The sequence below is a fragment of the Noviherbaspirillum phoenicis genome, assembly GCF_047237965.1.
Classification (GTDB): domain Bacteria; phylum Pseudomonadota; class Gammaproteobacteria; order Burkholderiales; family Burkholderiaceae_D; genus Noviherbaspirillum_A.
Genome location: NZ_JBDFLX010000001.1, coordinates 1,484,481 through 1,501,496, shown reverse-complemented (window position 1 = coordinate 1,501,496; position 17,016 = coordinate 1,484,481). Strand labels below are relative to the sequence as shown.

The 17,016-nt window shown below is 64.1% G+C and carries 15 protein-coding genes; 12 read left to right on the top strand and 3 right to left on the bottom strand.

The window, feature by feature from the left end; all coding sequences use genetic code 11:
• Positions 1-2: 2 nt before the first annotated feature.
• The 3 genes from ABC383_RS06780 (at position 3) to ABC383_RS06770 (ending at position 1,198) form a co-directional block, all read left to right on the top strand.
• A complete protein-coding gene (locus tag ABC383_RS06780; protein WP_413012597.1) occupies positions 3-368 on the top strand; it encodes a chaperone modulator CbpM in 366 nt (121 codons plus the stop codon).
• 159 nt (positions 369-527) lie between these two features.
• Positions 528-992 carry a PA3611 family quorum-sensing-regulated virulence factor gene (locus ABC383_RS06775; RefSeq protein ID WP_413012596.1) on the top strand — a complete coding sequence of 155 codons (465 nt, stop codon included), beginning with the start codon at positions 528-530 and terminating at the stop codon, positions 990-992.
• An 8-nt stretch (positions 993-1,000) separates the two neighbouring features.
• On the top strand, positions 1,001-1,198 hold the full coding sequence (locus ABC383_RS06770; protein WP_413012595.1) for a hypothetical protein: 198 nt from the start codon (positions 1,001-1,003) through the stop codon (positions 1,196-1,198).
• A 19-nt stretch (positions 1,199-1,217) separates the two neighbouring features.
• Here ABC383_RS06770 and mobA read toward each other — a convergent pair whose 3' ends face one another.
• On the bottom strand, positions 1,218-1,805 hold the full coding sequence (gene mobA, locus ABC383_RS06765; protein WP_413012594.1) for a molybdenum cofactor guanylyltransferase MobA: 588 nt from the start codon (positions 1,803-1,805) through the stop codon (positions 1,218-1,220).
• Between the two features lie 216 nt (positions 1,806-2,021).
• On the bottom strand, positions 2,022-3,101 hold the full coding sequence (locus ABC383_RS06760) for a substrate-binding domain-containing protein (protein ID WP_413012593.1): 1,080 nt from the start codon (positions 3,099-3,101) through the stop codon (positions 2,022-2,024).
• 154 nt (positions 3,102-3,255) lie between these two features.
• Between ABC383_RS06760 and ABC383_RS06755 the strand changes: the two genes are divergently transcribed.
• Both ABC383_RS06755 and fdhF read left to right on the top strand, forming a co-directional pair.
• Complete coding sequence (locus ABC383_RS06755) at positions 3,256-4,962, top strand: NAD(P)H-dependent oxidoreductase subunit E (protein ID WP_413012592.1); 1,707 nt, start codon at positions 3,256-3,258, stop codon at positions 4,960-4,962.
• Positions 4,963-4,964: 2 nt separating this feature from the next.
• Positions 4,965-7,784: a formate dehydrogenase subunit alpha gene (gene fdhF, locus ABC383_RS06750; RefSeq protein ID WP_413012591.1), complete on the top strand. Its 2,820-nt coding sequence runs from the start codon at positions 4,965-4,967 to the stop codon at positions 7,782-7,784.
• A 153-nt stretch (positions 7,785-7,937) separates the two neighbouring features.
• Here fdhF and ABC383_RS06745 read toward each other — a convergent pair whose 3' ends face one another.
• Positions 7,938-8,573 carry a hypothetical protein gene (locus ABC383_RS06745; protein ID WP_413012590.1) on the bottom strand — a complete coding sequence of 212 codons (636 nt, stop codon included), beginning with the start codon at positions 8,571-8,573 and terminating at the stop codon, positions 7,938-7,940.
• On the opposite strand from ABC383_RS06745, the gene apbC reads away from it, so the two are divergent.
• The 7 genes from apbC (at position 8,563) to ABC383_RS06710 (ending at position 16,991) form a co-directional block, all read left to right on the top strand.
• Positions 8,563-9,651, top strand: a complete 1,089-nt coding sequence (gene apbC, locus ABC383_RS06740) for an iron-sulfur cluster carrier protein ApbC (protein WP_413012589.1) — start codon at positions 8,563-8,565, stop codon at positions 9,649-9,651. The genes ABC383_RS06745 and apbC overlap by 11 nt on opposite strands.
• Positions 9,652-9,678: 27 nt before the next feature.
• Positions 9,679-10,194, top strand: a complete 516-nt coding sequence (locus ABC383_RS06735) for a DUF3305 domain-containing protein (RefSeq protein WP_413012588.1) — start codon at positions 9,679-9,681, stop codon at positions 10,192-10,194.
• The gene (locus ABC383_RS06730; RefSeq protein WP_413012587.1) at positions 10,191-10,838 is read left to right on the top strand and encodes a DUF3306 domain-containing protein; all 648 of its coding nucleotides are present in this window, start codon (positions 10,191-10,193) and stop codon (positions 10,836-10,838) included. Before ABC383_RS06735 ends, ABC383_RS06730 begins: the two co-directional genes overlap by 4 nt.
• Positions 10,835-12,937, top strand: a complete 2,103-nt coding sequence (locus tag ABC383_RS06725; RefSeq protein ID WP_413012586.1) for a 4Fe-4S binding protein — start codon at positions 10,835-10,837, stop codon at positions 12,935-12,937. The genes ABC383_RS06730 and ABC383_RS06725 overlap by 4 nt, the downstream gene beginning before the upstream one ends.
• 28 nt (positions 12,938-12,965) lie before the next feature.
• Entirely contained in the window at positions 12,966-13,580 is a 615-nt protein-coding gene (locus ABC383_RS06720) for a TorD/DmsD family molecular chaperone (RefSeq protein WP_413012585.1), read from the top strand.
• Positions 13,581-13,813: 233 nt separating this feature from the next.
• Positions 13,814-14,008: a hypothetical protein gene (locus ABC383_RS06715; RefSeq protein WP_413012584.1), complete on the top strand. Its 195-nt coding sequence runs from the start codon at positions 13,814-13,816 to the stop codon at positions 14,006-14,008.
• A 16-nt stretch (positions 14,009-14,024) separates the two neighbouring features.
• Positions 14,025-16,991, top strand: coding sequence for a formate dehydrogenase subunit alpha (locus tag ABC383_RS06710; RefSeq protein WP_413012583.1), 2,967 nt, complete (start codon positions 14,025-14,027; stop codon positions 16,989-16,991).
• The last annotated feature ends 25 nt before the right edge of the window (positions 16,992-17,016 follow it).

The window sequence follows — 17,016 nt, the reverse complement described above, 5'->3', positions numbered from 1 at the left end:
GCATGGATGGCATGACGATGGAAGCGGTATGGCTCACCGAGGGCCAGACCTGCAGCTTCCTCACCCTGATCGAAGCATCTGGCTTGACTGGCGAGGAAGTGCAATGGCTGATGGAAAGCGGCGCCCTGATGCCGCTGTCGGCGGCGCAGACGGAACCGCAGCCGCCGCAGCAGCAGGCGCAGGAAAGCCTCAGTTTTCCCGCGGCTGCGTTGCCGGTGGCGATGCTGGCGCGCCGGCTGCGCGATGACTTCGAGCTCGACCGCGCGGGCCTGGCGCTGGCGTTGCGGCTGATGCAGCGCATCGATGCCCTGGAGCAGGAAATCGAGCGCCTGCGCGCCCGTTTGCCGGTGCGCCACCATAGCGCCTGAGGCTGCCTGACGAAGGGGAAAGCCGGCCGTATGCGCTGGAGGCGGGGTTGCGCCAACCTTTAAGTTAAATCAAGTTTCCTTCAGTAATCTGGACAATATTGAAACTTTTTGGCACATGCCGGGGTAAGATTTCGCCATCTTTTAACAAGGGGGATGGAGATGAGATTCCGCGTTCTGGCCATTTTCCTGGCATGCGCAGCAAGCACCCTGGCCCACGCCGGGCCATTCAACAACTTCATGGACGGCCTGGGCGGCGGATGGAATGACGGCGGCCAGGGCCGCAATCTCGACCAGACGCTGGCCAATGTCAGCGCCCATCTGAACCGCGATGTGCCCATCACGCTCGACGCCGATACGCGGCTCGACCAGGTCACTTCCGAGCCCGGGCACAAGCTGACGTATCACTACACGCTGACGTCGGTCGAATCCAGGGACATCAAGCGCACCGAGTTCCTGAAACTGGTTCGTCCGCCGCTGCAGGCGCGCCTGTGCGTAAGCAATGAAATGCGCGGCTTCCTCAAGCATGGCGTCACCATTTCCTATCAATATCGCAGCAAGGACGGCCGCCCGCTGGGTACCGCACGCTTCACGGCCAGCGACTGCGGCCTGCAGCAGGTTTCCTGAGCGCCGGCATGCACCGCCTGGCTTATCCCTTGCTATTGGCGAGTTTGCTCGGCGCCTGCAGCCAGAGCGGACTGCATGCCTCGCAGCCGCTGTCGGAATTGCCGTCGCAGGTCGGCGCCCTGCAGAACCTGCCGGTGGTTGCCGAACCGAGAGGCATCGTCGGCGAGTTCTGTCCGCCGGTGCTGGCAGCCAAGGGCGTCTGTTAAGGCGCTTCTCCGACTCACCTCATTCGTACTGCTTCAGCTCCACCAGCGTGTTGATGTTGCGGAACGCATCCTCGTCCTCGAACAGCACTTCGGCGGTCCTGAGCGATGCATACCAGGCATCGATCTTGCGCCCGCCGCCGCGCAGGTATTCGGTCAGGTGCTGCAGCAGCGACGCTTTCATCAGGCAGAACACCGGGTGCGCCTGGCGCTTGCCCTGGCCTTCGGTGACGGCCACCGCCAGGTCCGCATCGGCATCGGACAGGCCTGCGGCCAGGCGCGCCACCAGGTCGGTCGGCAGGAAGGGCGAATCGCAGGGCGCGGTCACCATGTAGTCGGTCATGCAGTGAACCAGGCCGGTATGCATGCCGGCCAGCGGCCCTTCGAAACCCTGGATCTCATCCGGCCAGACCGGCAGGCCGAAGGACTCGTACGGTCCCAGGTTCTGGTTGGCATTGATCATCAGTTCGCCCACCTGCGGCTGCAGCCGCATCATCACGTGCAGCGCCATCGGCGCGCCGCGGAAGTTCTGCAGGCCCTTGTCGACGTGGCCCATCCTGCTGCCGCGTCCGCCGGCCAGGATCAGCCCGGTAATCTGTTCAGTGTCCATTCTTCTCTCGTCCTTTGCTGCATGGTGTTTAATACCAACCCCAACCCATAACGTCCCATGAAACCGTGTCTTTTTCCGCCTGGCTGCGTTGGGATCGTCGTCAATAGCTGGGCTGTTGACTCCTCACCCGTCTTGCCAGACATAAAAATCCATCGGTTCCATCTGGGACGTTATGGATTGGGATTGGTATAAGCCGCTGGCGGCGCCGGGCGGGCGCTATTGTAATGCCGGCCCGAAGGCCTCGCCCAGCGACAGGATGGCGCCGCTGTCGCTGGCTTCATAGCCGGCCAGCGCATCCACGGCGGTGCGAAACGGCGCCGAGCGCAGGATAGCCAGCGCCTGTTTCATCAACGGTTCTTCCAGCGAGGCGCTGCGCGCGGCCAGGAAGTAGCGTTCGGCCAGCAGCGGCACGAAACCCAGGCCGAAGCGCTGGGCCGCGGTCTGCACGCCGAAGCCGACATCGGCCATGCCGCTGGCAATGTAGGCGGCCACCGCCGAGTGGGTGAATTCGGCATTCTCATAACCGTTGATGGCGTCCGGCTTCAGGCCGGCGCCGGCCAGCATCAGTTCCAGCAGCATGCGGGTGCCGGAGCCGGCCTGGCGATTGACGAAGCGCACACCCGGCCGGGCCAGGTCGGCCAGGCCGGCAATGCCCAGCGGATTGCCGGCAGCCACGATCAGGCCCTGGGTCCGGGTAGCCAGGTGCACCAGGCAATGGGAGCGCGGCGACAGCCATTGCCGGTAGCGCGCGGCGGCCTGCTGCTCATGCTCGCCGAGCGGCACGTGAAAGCCTGCCAGGTCGCATTCGCGCCGCGCCAGCGCGGCCACCGCGTCGCTGCTGTTGCGGTAGCGCAGTTCGATCGGCAGGCCGGCGGCGTTGATGTGGTTCAGGAAAGCCGCCACCGCAAAGCCGTGGCTGGCATCGAGCCGGATCGCCTGCGTGTCCGCGCCGACCAGCCTGGCCAGTTCGGCTTCCAGTTCCGAGGCCAGGCTTTCCAGCGTGGGAGAAAGGCGGGCGGCAATGCGGCGGTCGGCCCAGATCAGTTTCTCGGCCAGTGGCGTCAGCCGCGTGCCGCGGCCGCGGCCACTCTGCATCAGGCTATGCCCGAAGATGCGTTCGGCATCGCGCAACAGTCCCCAGGCATAACGGTAGGACAGCCCGACCGAGCGTGTGGCTTCGGCAATCGAGCCGGTCTCATCGATGGCGCGCAGCAGCCGCAAGAGGGCGCCGGTGTCCAGCGGTGTCTCCGCGCCGCTGCTGATTTCCCACTGGGGACTGATGGTGACCTTGTACATTCGGCTTAATATAGCTTATTGCGATGTCGGCGGGCCAGTGCTATTTTGCGCACATAGGTTAAAAAATGCATAAGTCTTTATGTTCATGAAAACATAAAGGCGCTGCAGAGGCAGCCCCAGAAGCTGTCGCCACCCATCCCATGCGAGGAACATCTTGAACCAGATCGTCATTCCCATCCTGGCCGTCGGCGCCACCCGCGAACGCAAGCGCCAGGCGCCCAAGGGCCGGCGGGTCGATCCGCAGGCCTTGTCCGAAGTGCAGGCGCTCCTGGGCGACATGCCGCGCCGGCGCGACCTGCTGATCGAGTGCCTGCACCTGATCCAGGACCGCTACCGCTGCCTGTCGACCCAGCATCTCGCCGCGCTGGCCCAGGAACTGCGCATGGCCCAGACCGAGGTCTATGAAGTCGCCAGCTTCTATCATCATTTCGACATCGTGCGCGAAGGCGAGGATGTCCCGGCCGCGCTGACCGTGCGCGTCTGCGACGGCATCGCCTGCGAACTGGCCGGCGCCGGCGAACTGATCGAGCGCCTGCCCGCCATCCTGGGCGCCGACGTGCGCGTGCTGGCCGCGCCCTGCGTCGGCCGCTGCGAGCAGGCGCCGGTGGCCGTGGTCGGCCAGAAGCCGATTCCGCAGGCCCAATGCGAAACCGTGCAGGCTGCGGTGCAGGCAGGCGAAGTCCTTGACACGCCCGCATCCGGCTATCTCGACCATGCCGGCTATCTGCAGCAGGGCGGCTACCAGCTGCTGCGCCAGTGCCTCTCCGGCGAGCGCGATGTCGACAGCGTGCTGGCCACGATGGAATCGTCCGGCCTGCGCGGCCTGGGCGGCGCCGGCTTTCCGGCCGGGCGCAAGTGGCGCATCGTGCGCGCCGAGGCCGGCCCGCGTCTGATGGCGGTCAACATCGACGAGGGCGAGCCCGGCACCTTCAAGGACCGGGTCTATCTCGAAACCGATCCGCACCGCTTCCTCGAAGGCATGCTCATTGCCGCCTGGGCAGTGGGCATCGAGGACATCTACATCTACCTGCGCGACGAGTATCACGGCTGCCGCGCGCTGCTGCAGCGCGAGCTGGCGGCGTTGCAGGCCCAGCCGCCGATGCCCGGCATGCCGCGCATCCAGCTGCGCCGCGGCGCCGGCGCCTATATCTGCGGCGAAGAGTCGGCCATGATCGAGTCCATCGAAGGCAAGCGCGGCATGCCGCGGCTGCGCCCGCCGTACGTGGCCCAGGTCGGCCTGTTCGGCCGGCCCACGCTGGAGCACAACTTCGAGACGCTGTACTGGGTGCGCGACATCCTGGAAAAGGGCGCGGACTGGTTTGCCTCGCATGGCCGGCATGGCAGGAAGGGCCTGCGCTCGTACTCGGTGTCGGGCCGGGTGAAGAACCCGGGCGTGAAGCTGGCGCCGGCGGGCATCACGATCCAGGAGCTGATCGACGAATACTGCGGCGGCATGCAGCAGGGCCATGCCTTCTATGCCTATCTGCCGGGCGGCGCATCGGGCGGCATCCTGCCGGCGACGATGAACGACATTCCGCTGGACTTCGACACGCTGCAGCCGCATGGCTGCTTCATCGGCTCGGCGGCGGTGGTGGTGCTGTCGGACGCCGACAGCGCCAAGGGCGCGGCGCGCAACCTGATGCGCTTTTTCAAGGACGAGTCGTGCGGGCAGTGCACGCCGTGCCGCGTGGGCACCGCCAAGGCGCTGACGCTGATCGAGAAGCCGGTATGGGATGTGCCGCTCTTGGCGGAGCTGTCGCAGGTGATGCGCGACGCCTCGATCTGCGGCCTGGGCCAGGCCGCGCCGAATCCGGTGGACTGCGTGGTCCGCTACTTCCCCCATGAACTGACCGGGAACTGAACATGAATGCCATTACCCGTAATGAAATTGCCCAGCTCGACGCGCCCGTGGTCGAGTTCACGCTGAATGGCCGCCCGGTGCAGGGGCGGGCCAGCGAAACCATCATCGAGATCGCCGACCGCGAAGGCATGTCGATTCCACGCCTGTGCTACAAGCCCGGCATGGACACCGCCGGCAACTGCCGCGCCTGCATGGTCGAGATCAATGGCGAGCGCACGCTGGCGCCGTCCTGCTGCCGCCATCCGACGGCCGGCATGCAGGTCAGCAGCGAGAGCGAGCGCGCGGTCAAGGCGCAGCAGATGGTGCTGGAACTGCTGCAGTCGGACATGCCGGAAGCCGATTACACGCTGCACAATGAAGTCGACCAGTGGGCCGAAGCGCTTGCGGTCGGCAAGCCGCGCTTCGAGCCGCGCCCCAGCGTGCCGCCCGATTATTCGCACCCTGGCATTACCGTCAACCTCGATGCCTGCATCCAGTGCACCCGCTGCGTGCGCGCCTGCCGCGACGAGCAGATGAACGACGTGATCGGCCTGGCATTGCGTGGCCAGATGGAAAAGATCGTCTTCGACATGGACGACCCGATGGGCAATTCCACCTGCGTGTCCTGCGGCGAATGCGTGCAGGCCTGCCCGACCGGCGCGCTGATGCCGGCGCGTGAAGCGGGCCTGGCGGTGCCGGATAAGAAGGTCGACTCGGTGTGCCCGTATTGCGGTGTGGGTTGCCAGCTGACCTATAACGTCAAGGACGACAAGATCCTGTACGTGGAAGGCCGCGACGGCCCCGCCAACCATGGCCGGCTGTGCGTGAAGGGCCGCTATGGCTTCGACTATGCGCGCCATCCGCAACGCCTGACCGTGCCGCTGATTCGCCGCGAAGGCATGCCCAAGACCGGCGACTTCACGATGGACCCCGACCGCGTGATGGAAGTGTTCCGCGAAGCCACCTGGGAAGAGGCGCTGGATTTTGCCGGCGGCCGCCTGCGCGACATCCGCGACACCCATGGCAAGGGCGCGCTGGCCGGCTTCGGTTCGGCCAAGGGCAGCAACGAGGAAGCCTACCTGTTCCAGAAACTGGTGCGCACCGGCTTTGGCAGCAACAACGTCGACCACTGCACCCGCTTGTGCCATGCCTCCTCGGTGGTGGCGCTGCTCGAAGGCATAGGCTCGGGCGCGGTGTCCAATCCGGTGATGGATGTGACCAAGGCTGAAGTCATCGTGATCATCGGCGCCAACCCGACCGTGAACCACCCGGTGGCGGCGACCTGGATCAAGAACGCGGTGGCCAACGGCAGCAAGCTCATTGTCTGCGATCCGCGCCGTTCGGAACTGGCGCGCTTCGCACACCGCTACATGCAGTTCAAGCCCGATACCGACGTCGCCATGCTCAATGCGATGATGCATGTGATCGTCGATGAAGGGCTGGTGGACCAGGCCTTCATCGAGAGCCGCACGATAGGCTACGAGGAGCTGAAGGCCAACGTGGCGGAATACAGCCCGGAGAAGATGGCGCCGATCTGCGGCATCGATGCCGAGACGCTGCGCTATGTGGCGCGGCTGTATGCGACCTCGAAGTCGTCGATGATTTTGTGGGGCATGGGCGTGTCGCAGCATGTGCATGGCACCGACAATGCGCGCTGCCTGATTGCGCTGGCGCTGATGACGGGTCAGATCGGCCGTCCAGGCACCGGCCTGCATCCGCTGCGCGGGCAGAACAATGTGCAGGGCGCGTCTGACGCCGGCCTGATCCCGATGATGTATCCCGACTACCAGCGCGTGGACAATGCCGAGGCGCGCGAGCGCTTCGAGAAGCTGTGGGGCCAGCCGCTGGACCCGCAGCCCGGCCTGACCGTGGTGGAAGTGATGAAGGCGATCAAGGCCGGCAGCGTGCGCGGCATGTACATCATGGGCGAGAACCCGGCCATGTCCGACCCCGACGCCAACCATGCGCGCGAAGCGCTGGCTGCGCTGGACCACCTGGTGGTGCAGGACATCTTCCTGACCGAGACTGCCTATCTTGCCGACGTGATCCTGCCGGCTTCGGCTTTCCCGGAAAAGACCGGCACTTTCACCAACACCGACCGCCTGGTGCAGATGGGCCGCCAGGCCATCAACCCGCCAGGCGATGCGCGCCAGGACCTGTGGATCATCCAGCAGCTGGCGGAGCGGCTGGGCCTGCAGTGGAATTACGGCCATGTGTCGGAAGTGTTCGACGAGATGCGGCGCAGCATGCCCAGCATTGCCGGCATCACCTGGGACCGCTTGGCCAATGAAGGCGCGGTGATCTATCCCTGCATGAAAGAGGGCGACCCCGGCGAGCCGGTGGTGTTCCAGGACCAGTTCCCGACCGCCACCGGACGCGCCCGGTTCGTCCCGGCCGACATCATTCCCGCAGCCGAGCGGCCCGACACCGAGTATCCGAATGTGCTGATCACAGGCCGCCAGCTGGAGCACTGGCACACCGGCAGCATGACGCGGCGCGCCGCGGTGCTGGACGCGCTGGAGCCGGACCCGGTGGCGCTGGTGCATCCGCTGGACCTGGCCGGGCTGGGCGTCGCGGCGGGCGATGTGATCACCATTGCCTCACGCCGAGGCCAGGTGTCGCTCTATGCCCGCGCCGATGAAGGCACGCCGCGCGGCGCCGTGTTCGTGCCGTTCTGCTATTACGAGGCGGCGATCAACACGCTGACCAATGACGCGCTGGACCCGTTCGCGAAGATCCCGGAGTTCAAGTACTGCGCGATCAGGGTAACGCCTGGTGGCGAGCCGCCGAGGCAAAGCAGCTACGGGGGAGGGCAGATACTGGAGGAGATGGATCGGGCCTGAACTCTCGAGGCCCTTAGGGTGCAATACCCCGGAGGGGTATTGCACGGCTGTTGCAGTTGCGGTTGCACCCGGGTTTCGCTGCGCTCAACCCAGGCTACGTGCTGCCCCTGTCAAATCTTGAGGCATGTCCTGCCGCATGTTTAATTCAGGGAGTTACCAGCCTTCTGTTTGAAGAGTCACTGGGAAAATAGACAAGAAACCTAAGCGCAGGTTGGCGTCGTCGTCGCTAATGCAATAACCGATATCTAGGGTTTTATAGAATTTCAGGAGTTCCGTTCTGGTCATCTTCCCAACTTGCTTGCCTGAATTTTCATATTCGCCAGCAAACAGTTCTCCATCCTTGCCTGCTGCGATAGTCGCCAGTTCACCCAATGAAAGTTCGTTGCCAAAGGAAGAAAAATTTTTCGTCATGGTATTTTGCCTTTTTAAAAGAGTGTTGAGATCAACGAAAGATATTCGTCGAGACTTAAGCTGGAATTCCACGCTGATCAGCATATGAACGCAACGCTTGCTGAAGCGTCCTGCTGTCTGTAGCAGTTTTCCTTGAATTGGTTCAATGGAGATCTGACACGCATTTGGCGCTTGCTGCTGATAGCGCCACTCCCGTTCCATTCCATCAACAGCCTCGCCAAAAACATTGGCATCTTCTTCGGGTTTGATGTGCCGTTCCGCCACACCCGGCAACATTTCCCACGAAGAAATATAATCCGCACCCGACACGCGCAGCGCAGCACGACCGTTTGGTTTAGACTTGCGCCATTCCAGCCAGGAGAACGAATTGAGCATCACGATAGAAGCAGTCAAGACCGCGTTAACGCAGGTTATCGACCCTAACACCGGCCGCGATCTGGTCAGCGGCAAGTCCGCAAAAAACATCAAGGTCGAAGGCGACGATGTGACGCTGGATGTCGAACTGGGCTATCCGGCAAAGAGCCAGATCGATGGCATCCGCAAGTCCGTGATCGCCGCCATCCGCGCCGTGCCCGGCGCCGGCAATGTCAGCGTCAATGCCTATAGCAAGATCGTTGCGCACACCGCGCAGCGCGGCGTGAAGCTGTTGTCGAATGTGAAAAACATCATTGCGGTCGCCTCGGGCAAGGGCGGCGTCGGCAAGTCGACCACGGCGGTCAACCTGGCGCTGGCGCTGTCGGCCGAGGGCGCGCGCGTCGGCATTCTCGATGCCGATATCTACGGACCGTCGCAGCCGATGATGATGGGTATATCCGGCCGTCCCGAGACCACCGACGGCAAGACCATGGAGCCGATGGAGAACTACGGCCTGCAGGTGTCGTCCATCGGTTTCATGATCGACCCGGACGAGCCCATGGTCTGGCGCGGCCCCATCGTTACCCAGGCCTTGCAGCAATTGCTGGAGCAGACCAACTGGCACGAGCTCGACTACCTGATCGTCGACATGCCGCCGGGCACCGGCGACATCCAGCTGACGCTGTCGCAAAAGGTGCCCGTCACCGGCGCTGTGATCGTCACCACGCCGCAGGACATTGCGCTGCTGGATGCGCGCAAGGGCCTGAAGATGTTCGAGAAGGTGGGCATCCCGATTCTCGGCATCGTCGAAAACATGAGCATGCACATCTGCAGCAATTGCGGCCATGCCGAAGCCATCTTCGGCGAAGGCGGCGGGCAGAAGATGTGTGGCGAGTATGGCGTCGACTTCCTCGGCGCGCTGCCGCTCACGATGTCTATCCGCGAGCAGACCGATAGCGGCATGCCCACCGTGGTGGCCGACCCGGATGGCAAGGTCGCTGCCATTTACCGCGAGATTGCGCGCAAGATCGCGGTGAAGGTGGCGGAAAAGGCCAAGGACATGTCCGGCAAGTTCCCCAACATCGTCATCCGCAACGACTGACGAAGCGGACAGGCCAGGAAAGCAATCATGCATACGGAAGCAATGCCAGTCGGCGTCGTGATGCAACGGCGCCGGCTCGATAACCGCTGGCAGTCGCATCAGTGGCGGCCGCTGGAAGTCATCGCGGGCGACCTGCTGCAGAGGCCGCCCGGCGTCTATTGCCTGCGCGAGGATGATGCCGATAGCCGCTGGCTGCATGCCGGGCTGGAGGTGGCGCTGTACAGCGATGAAGGCGAGGGCTATCACCTCAACGTCGATGCGCCGCAGCCGTGCTGGTTCATCATGTGGCGCATCGACGAGATCGATGGCGTCGAGGTGGCTGTGCCGAAGTCAGTCACCCTTTCCTACAATGAAGCGGCGCGGCTGATGGACGGCGGCGAGCAGGTCGATACCGTGCCGCTGTCGGAAGAGATGGTGGCGCTGGTGGCGGGCTTCGCCGCCGAGCATTACCGCCCCGAGCCCAAGCGCAAGCGGCGCAAGCCTTCGTTCGAAGGGGGCGCGGCTGTGCAGCAGATGGCGGACCGGGAAAAGGGTGCCGCATGAGCGCCGATGATTTCTTCAGCCGCTGGTCCCGGCGCAAGCAGGCGTCGATTGGCGAAAAGGCGCCGGATGCGTTGCCTGTTGCTCATGAGGCGCCGGCTGCACCCGTGGCGCCAGCCGAACCGCTGCCGCCCCCGACGCTGGACGACGTGGCGGCACTGACCCATGAAGCCGACTTCCGGCGTTTCGTTGCGCCCGGCGTGGATGAAACAGTGCGTCGCACCGCGATGAAGAAGCTGTTCACCGATCCGCATTTCAACGTGATGGATGGCCTGGACATTTATATAGACGACTACAACAAGTTCGAACCCCTGCCGGCAGCGATGCTGGCCATGCTGGAGCATGCCAAGCCGCTGCTCGATCCGCTTGGCCAGTTGCAGCAGCCCGTCATGCGGATGCTGGATCTGGCGCCAGCGCCCGTGCAGACGGAACCGCAGCCTGAAGCCGATGCGCAGGCCGCCGAGGCGCAGCCTGCCAGCGAGGCCACGCAGGATGAATCCGGCGATGCGGACGACCACGCGCCGCAGGCCGGTACTGTCAGCGCCGATGCTGCCGCTGGCGCTGCTGCTGCCGATATGGCGGCGGAGGAGCCGCAAGCCGACCTGCCTGACCCCACTTCTCAAGATTTTTGCAACACCCGAAAATGACCACCCAATTCAAAGTCTGCAACTGTAACCGGACCATGCCGCTGGAAGCCCGATCGGGCGCCGCGCTGGGCGCAGCCCTGGGCGTTGAGCCCTTGCCGGTCGCCACCGAACTCTGCCGCCGTGAAGTCGGCGGCTTCCTGGGCGCAATCGAAGGCGTCGATGATGTCGTCGTAGCCTGCACCCAGGAGCAGGCGCTGTTTTCCGAACTGGCCGCCGAACGCAAGTCGGTGGCGCCGCTGCGCTTCGTCAACATCCGCGAAACCGGCGGCTGGGGCAAGGAGGGCGGGGCGGCGCTGCCCAAGATGGCCGCGCTGCTGGCCGCCGCCGCCTTGCCCGACCCGGAGCCGGTGCCCACCGTCAGCTATGACTCGGCCGGCCATGTGCTGGTGGTCGGGCCGGCGGCGCGCGCGCTGCCCTGGGCGAAACGCCTGGCCGTGCAACTGGACGTGAGCCTGCTGCTGACGTCGGGCAGCGCCGGCGACATGCTGGAGGAGCGCACCTTCCCGACCTTTTCCGGCAGCGGCATCGACGTCGAAGGCTGGCTCGGCGCCTTCACCGTGCGCTGGCAGCAGGCCAATCCGATCGACCTGGAAGTCTGCACCCGCTGCAATGCCTGCGTCGATGTGTGCCCGGAGGGCGCGATCGACCTGACCTACCAGATCGACATGAGCAAGTGCACCTCGCATCGCGACTGCACCAAGGCATGCGGCGCGATCGGCGCCATCGACTTCATGCGGGAAGACACGGCGCGCGAAGGCAGCTACGACCTGGTGTTGGACCTGTCGGACACGCCGCTTCTTTCCATGCACCAGCCGCCACAGGGCTATTTCGCGCCCGGCGCCAGCGAGATGGCGCAGGCCGAGGCGGCGCTCAAGCTGGCGCAGATGGTAGGCGAGTTCGAAAAGCCCAAGTTTTTCTCCTACAAGGACAAGCTGTGCGCCCACGGTCGCAATGGCAAGGTCGGCTGCACCGCCTGCATCGACGTCTGCTCGGCCGAGGCCGTCAGCCACGATGGCAACCTGATTAAGGTCAATCCCAACCTGTGCGTGGGTTGCGGCGCCTGCACCACGGTATGCCCGTCCGGCGCGCTGACCTATGCCTATCCGCGTGCGCCGGATACGGCGCGCCGCTTCAAGACCCTGCTGTCAACCTATTTCAGCGCCGGCGGCAAGGCGCCGGCGCTGCTGCTGCATGGCCATGAGCGCGGCGCCGAACTGCTGGGCCAGCTGGGGCGCATGGCGCGCGCCGGCGGCCGCCTGCATGGCGTGCCGGCGCGGGTGATCCCGGTCGGCATGCATCATGCCGCCGCCACCGGGCTCGACCTGTGGCTGTCGGCCATCGCCTATGGCGCGACCAATATCACCGTGCTGATCACCAGCCAGGAAGCGCCGCAGTATGTCGATGCGCTGCAGGCGCAGATGGCGGTGGCGCAAACCATCGTCGGTGGCCTGGGTTATGAAGGCGTGCACTTCTCGCTGCTGCGCGCCGATACGGCAACCGGGCTCGATGCCGGCCTGGCGGCGCTCGCGCCGGCCCAGGCGCCGGAACGGCGGGCCGGCTTCAATGCCGCAGCCGAAAAGCGCGGCACCCTGGACCTGGCGCTGGACCATCTGCTGAAGAACGCGCCGCAAAAGCCCGACCAGATCGCGCTGCCGGCTGGCGCGCTGTATGGCCAGGTCATCGTCAACAGGGATGCCTGCACGCTGTGCATGTCCTGCGTCGGCGCCTGTCCCGAGTCGGCGCTGATGGACAATGCCAATTCGCCGCAATTGCGCTTCGTGGAAAAGAACTGCGTGCAGTGCGGCCTGTGCGAGAAGACATGCCCGGAGAACGCGATCAGCCTGGCGCCGCGCCTGCTGCTGACCGAGGCGGCGCGCCAGCCGGTGGTGCTCAACGAGGCACAGCCCTTCCACTGCATCCGCTGCAATGCGCCGTTCGGCACGCTGCAGATGATCGAGAACATGGTGTCCAAGCTGTCCCTGCATGGCGCGTTCGCCGGCAACATCAACCGCATCAAGATGTGCGGCGACTGCCGTGTGGTGGACATGATGGAAAACAAGACCGAAGCAACCATTACCAGCCTGAAGCGGCCGCACTGAGCGCCGCAGTCCGAGAAAGACGATGTCCATGAGCAGTTCCCAGCCGATCAGATTCGAATCCGCCGACCGTGGCGAGGAAACCGCCCGCGCAGACCTGTACGGCCTGCTGGCCACGCTGTACGCGGCGCCGCCTTCGCAGGACCTGATCGATACCATCGCTTCTGCCCGCAGCGAGGGCGAGGGCGTGCTGGAGCAGGCATGGGCCGGCCTGGTGGCAGCCTGCCGCGAGGCCGATGCGGAAAGCCTGCGGGATGAATACGAATCGCTCTTCATCGGCGTGGGCAAGCCGGAGGTGATGCTGTACGGCTCCTACTACCTGTCGGGCTTCCTGATGGAAAAGCCGCTGGCGGCATTGCGCACCGACCTGGCCGAACTCGGCCTTGAGCGCGACGCATCGGTCACCGAGAGCGAGGACCATATCGCCATGCTGTGCGAAGTCATGCGCTATTTGATTGCGTCCAATGAAATTGCCCCTGTGGGCATCGCCGGGCAGAAGCGATTCTTCGCCACGCACCTGCAGCCGTGGGTGATGCCATTGTGCGAAGCCATCGCCGCGCACCCGCAAGCCCGTTTTTACCGCGTGGTGACGGGACTTGCGCAGACCTTCTTCGAAGTCGAGATGCAGGCGTTCGACATGAGCTAGGCGCCTGCCTGGCGCCGCAATTTTGCGGCGCCGCAACATGAAATGCGTTTCATGTCTCTACGTATTTTCCACAATCGCGTACTGTTGAGTGCATTTCTCCGTTGCATTTGTTTATTTTCGACCTACAATGCGACAGGTCAAGATTTGTATAAATAAGACAGTCATTTCATCGCCCTGCGTGGCGCCATAAAAATAACAAAGACACAACCACGCACTACTACCAGGAAGACATCATGTCCGAACAGAAAAAAATCGCGCGCAGGAGTTTTTTCGCGGGTCTGGGGCTGGTTGCAGCCGCGGGCGTGGCAGCCAAACTGGCCCCCGCCAACGTCGCCGAAGCCATCGCCGAGCAGCCTGCCGAGCCGGAAGGCAATAGCTATCGCTTAAGCGAGCACGTCAAGAAGTACTACCGCACTACCACTATCTAATTTCGAGGTGACCCCCATGCTGTTGACTCGCAAAGGCCAGTCGGGCCAGCGTTCGAACACGCGTTTTTCATCCAGCCTGGCCGATACCCTGTCGCGCGCATTGCCGACCATGGACAGGCGCATGTTCTTGAAGCGCTCCGGCATCGGCGTAGGCGCCGGCATCGCGGCGGCGCAGTTGGGTCTGATCCGCAAGTCCAATGCGGCCGACGGCGCCAAGTCCGGCGCGCCGGGCGCGAAGATCGAGGTCCGCCGCACCGTCTGCACCCACTGCTCGGTGGGCTGCGCTGTCGACGCGGTGGTGGAGAACGGCGTCTGGGTGCGCCAGGAGCCCGTGTTCGATTCGCCGATCAACCTAGGCGCGCATTGCGCCAAGGGCGCGGCGCTGCGCGAGCATGGCCATGGTGAGTACCGCCTGAAATACCCGATGAAGCTGGTCAACGGCAAATACCAGCGCATCAGCTGGGACGTGGCCTATACCGAGATCGCCGCCAAGCTGCTGGACATGAAGAAGACCAATGGCCCGGACTCGGTGTTCTGGGTCGGCTCGTCCAAGCACAACAACGAGCAGGCGCAGCTGCTGCGCAAGTTCGTTTCCTTCTTCGGCTCCAACAACTGCGACCACCAGGCCCGCATCTGCCACTCCACCACGGTGGCCGGCGTTGCCAACACCTGGGGCTATGGCGCGATGACCAACAGCTACAACGATATGCAGAACGCCAAGGCGGCGATGTATATCGGCTCCAACGCGGCCGAGGCGCATCCGGTGTCGATGCTGCACATGCTGCATGCGAAGGAAACCGGCTGCAAGATGATCGTGGTCGATCCGCGCTACACCCGCACCGCGGCCAAGGCTGACCAGTACATCCGCATCCGTTCCGGCTCGGACATTCCCTACCTGTACGGCATGCTGTACCACATCTTCAAGAACGGCTGGGAAGACAAGAAGTACATCCACGACCGCGTCTACGGCATGGAAGCGGTCAAGGAAGAAGTAATGAAATGGACGCCCGAGCGCGTCGAGGAAGCCTGCGGCGTGCCGGAAGCGGAAGTCTTTAAGGCCGCGCAGACGATGGCGCTGAACAAGCCCTCGACCGTGGTGTGGTGCATGGGCCAGACCCAGCACACCATTGGCAATGCGATGGTGCGCGCTTCCTGCATCCTGCAGCTGGCGCTGGGCAATGTCGGCGTGGCCGGCGGCGGCACCAACATCTTCCGCGGCCACGACAACGTGCAGGGCGCGACCGACGTCGGCCCCAACCCGGATTCGCTGCCCGGCTATTACGGCCTGGCCACCGGCGCATGGAAGCACTGGTGCAATGTCTGGGGCGTGGACTATGAGTGGGTGAAGAAGCAGTTCGCCTCGCAGGCCATGATGGAAAAGTCCGGCACCACGGTGTCTCGCTGGGTCGATGCGGTGCTGGAAAAGAATGAGATGATCGACCAGGACAGCAATGTCAAGGCAATGGTGTTCTGGGGCCATGCGCCGAACTCGCAGACCCGCGGCCTGGAAATGAAGAAGGCCTTCGACAAGCTGGACCTGCTGGTGGTGATCGACCCGTATCCGTCGGCCACCGCGGCCATGGCGGCGATGAAGGTCGACGGCCAGGAATTGAACCCCAACCGCGCGGTGTATCTGCTGCCGGCTGCCACCCAGTTCGAGACCTCGGGTTCGGCCACCGCGTCGAACCGCTCGGTGCAATGGCGCGAGAAGGTCATCGAGCCGCTGTTCGAGTCCCGTACCGACCACATGATCATGTACCAACTGGCGGAAAAGCTGGGCTTCGCCAAGGAGCTGGTGGCCAAGATCAAGCTGGTGCCGGGCAAGGGCGGCATGATGGAGCCGGAACCGGAGTCGATGCTGGAAGAGATCAACCGCGGCACCTGGACCATTGGCTATACCGGCCAGTCGCCGACGCGCCTGAAGGCGCACATGCGCAACATGCACCTGTTCGACGTGAAGACCCTGCGCGCCAAGGGCGGCAAGGACGCGGCGACCGGCTACGACATTACCGGCGACTATTTCGGCCTGCCATGGCCGTGCTTCGGCACGCCGGAAATGAAGCATCCGGGCTCGCCCAACCTGTATGACACCACCAAGCACGTGATGGATGGCGGCGGCACCTTCCGCGCCAACTTCGGCGTCGAGCGCGACGGCGTGAGCCTGCTGGCCGAGGACGGCTCGCATTCGGTCGGCTCCGACATCACCACCGGCTACCCGGAGTTCGACCATATCCTGCTGAAGAAGCTGGGCTGGTGGGACGACCTGACCGAGGCGGAGAAGAAGGCCGCCGAAGGCAAGAACTGGAAGACCGACCTGTCCGGCGGCATCCAGCGCGTGACGATGAAGGTGCATGGCGTGCATCCGTTCGGCAATGCCAAGGCGCGCGCCGTGGTCTGGAACTTCCCGGACCCGATTCCGAAGCATCGCGAGCCGCTGTACGGCACCCGGCCCGACCTGGTCGCCAAGTATCCGACGCATGACGACAAGAAGGCGTTCTGGCGCATGCCGACGCTGTACAAGTCGGTGCAGGACAAGAACGTCGAGCAGAAGCTGTACGAGAAATTCCCCATCATCCTGACCTCTGGCCGCCTGGTCGAGTACGAGGGCGGCGGCGAGGAAACCCGCTCCAATCCGTGGCTGGCCGAACTGCAGCAGGAAAACTTCGTGGAGATCAACCCGAAGGCGGCAGCCGACCGCGGCATCCGTGATGGCGAATACGTGATCGTGGCCACGCCGACTGGCGCGCGCATCAAGGTCAAGGCGCTGGTGACGCCGCGAGTTGGCCCGGACACTGCGTTCATTCCCTTCCACTTCTCCGGCTGGTGGCAGGGCCGCGACATGAAGGAGTACTACCCGGAAGGCGCGTCGCCTATCGTGCGCGGCGAGGCGGTCAATACCGCCACCACCTACGGTTATGACGTGGTGACGATGATGCAGGAAACCAAAACCACCATCTGCAACATCGAAAAGATCGTGGCCTGATGCGGCGTAGCCAACAGCGAATAAA

Bases quoted from the DNA above. Each gene is read 5' to 3' on its own strand.
- ABC383_RS06780 (WP_413012597.1), top strand. From the start codon at position 3: ATGGATGGCATGACGATGGAAGCGGTATGGCTCACCGAGGGCCAGACC.
- mobA (WP_413012594.1), bottom strand. From the start codon at position 1,805: ATGGACACTGAACAGATTACCGGGCTGATCCTGGCCGGCGGACGCGGC.
- ABC383_RS06725 (WP_413012586.1), top strand. From the start codon at position 10,835: ATGACCACCCAATTCAAAGTCTGCAACTGTAACCGGACCATGCCGCTG.
- ABC383_RS06720 (WP_413012585.1), top strand. From the start codon at position 12,966: ATGAGCAGTTCCCAGCCGATCAGATTCGAATCCGCCGACCGTGGCGAG.
- ABC383_RS06770 (WP_413012595.1), top strand. From the start codon at position 1,001: ATGCACCGCCTGGCTTATCCCTTGCTATTGGCGAGTTTGCTCGGCGCC.
- ABC383_RS06735 (WP_413012588.1), top strand. From the start codon at position 9,679: ATGCATACGGAAGCAATGCCAGTCGGCGTCGTGATGCAACGGCGCCGG.
- fdhF (WP_413012591.1), top strand. From the start codon at position 4,965: ATGAATGCCATTACCCGTAATGAAATTGCCCAGCTCGACGCGCCCGTG.
- ABC383_RS06710 (WP_413012583.1), top strand. From the start codon at position 14,025: ATGCTGTTGACTCGCAAAGGCCAGTCGGGCCAGCGTTCGAACACGCGT.
- ABC383_RS06760 (WP_413012593.1), bottom strand. From the start codon at position 3,101: ATGTACAAGGTCACCATCAGTCCCCAGTGGGAAATCAGCAGCGGCGCG.
- ABC383_RS06775 (WP_413012596.1), top strand. From the start codon at position 528: ATGAGATTCCGCGTTCTGGCCATTTTCCTGGCATGCGCAGCAAGCACC.
- ABC383_RS06715 (WP_413012584.1), top strand. From the start codon at position 13,814: ATGTCCGAACAGAAAAAAATCGCGCGCAGGAGTTTTTTCGCGGGTCTG.
- ABC383_RS06730 (WP_413012587.1), top strand. From the start codon at position 10,191: ATGAGCGCCGATGATTTCTTCAGCCGCTGGTCCCGGCGCAAGCAGGCG.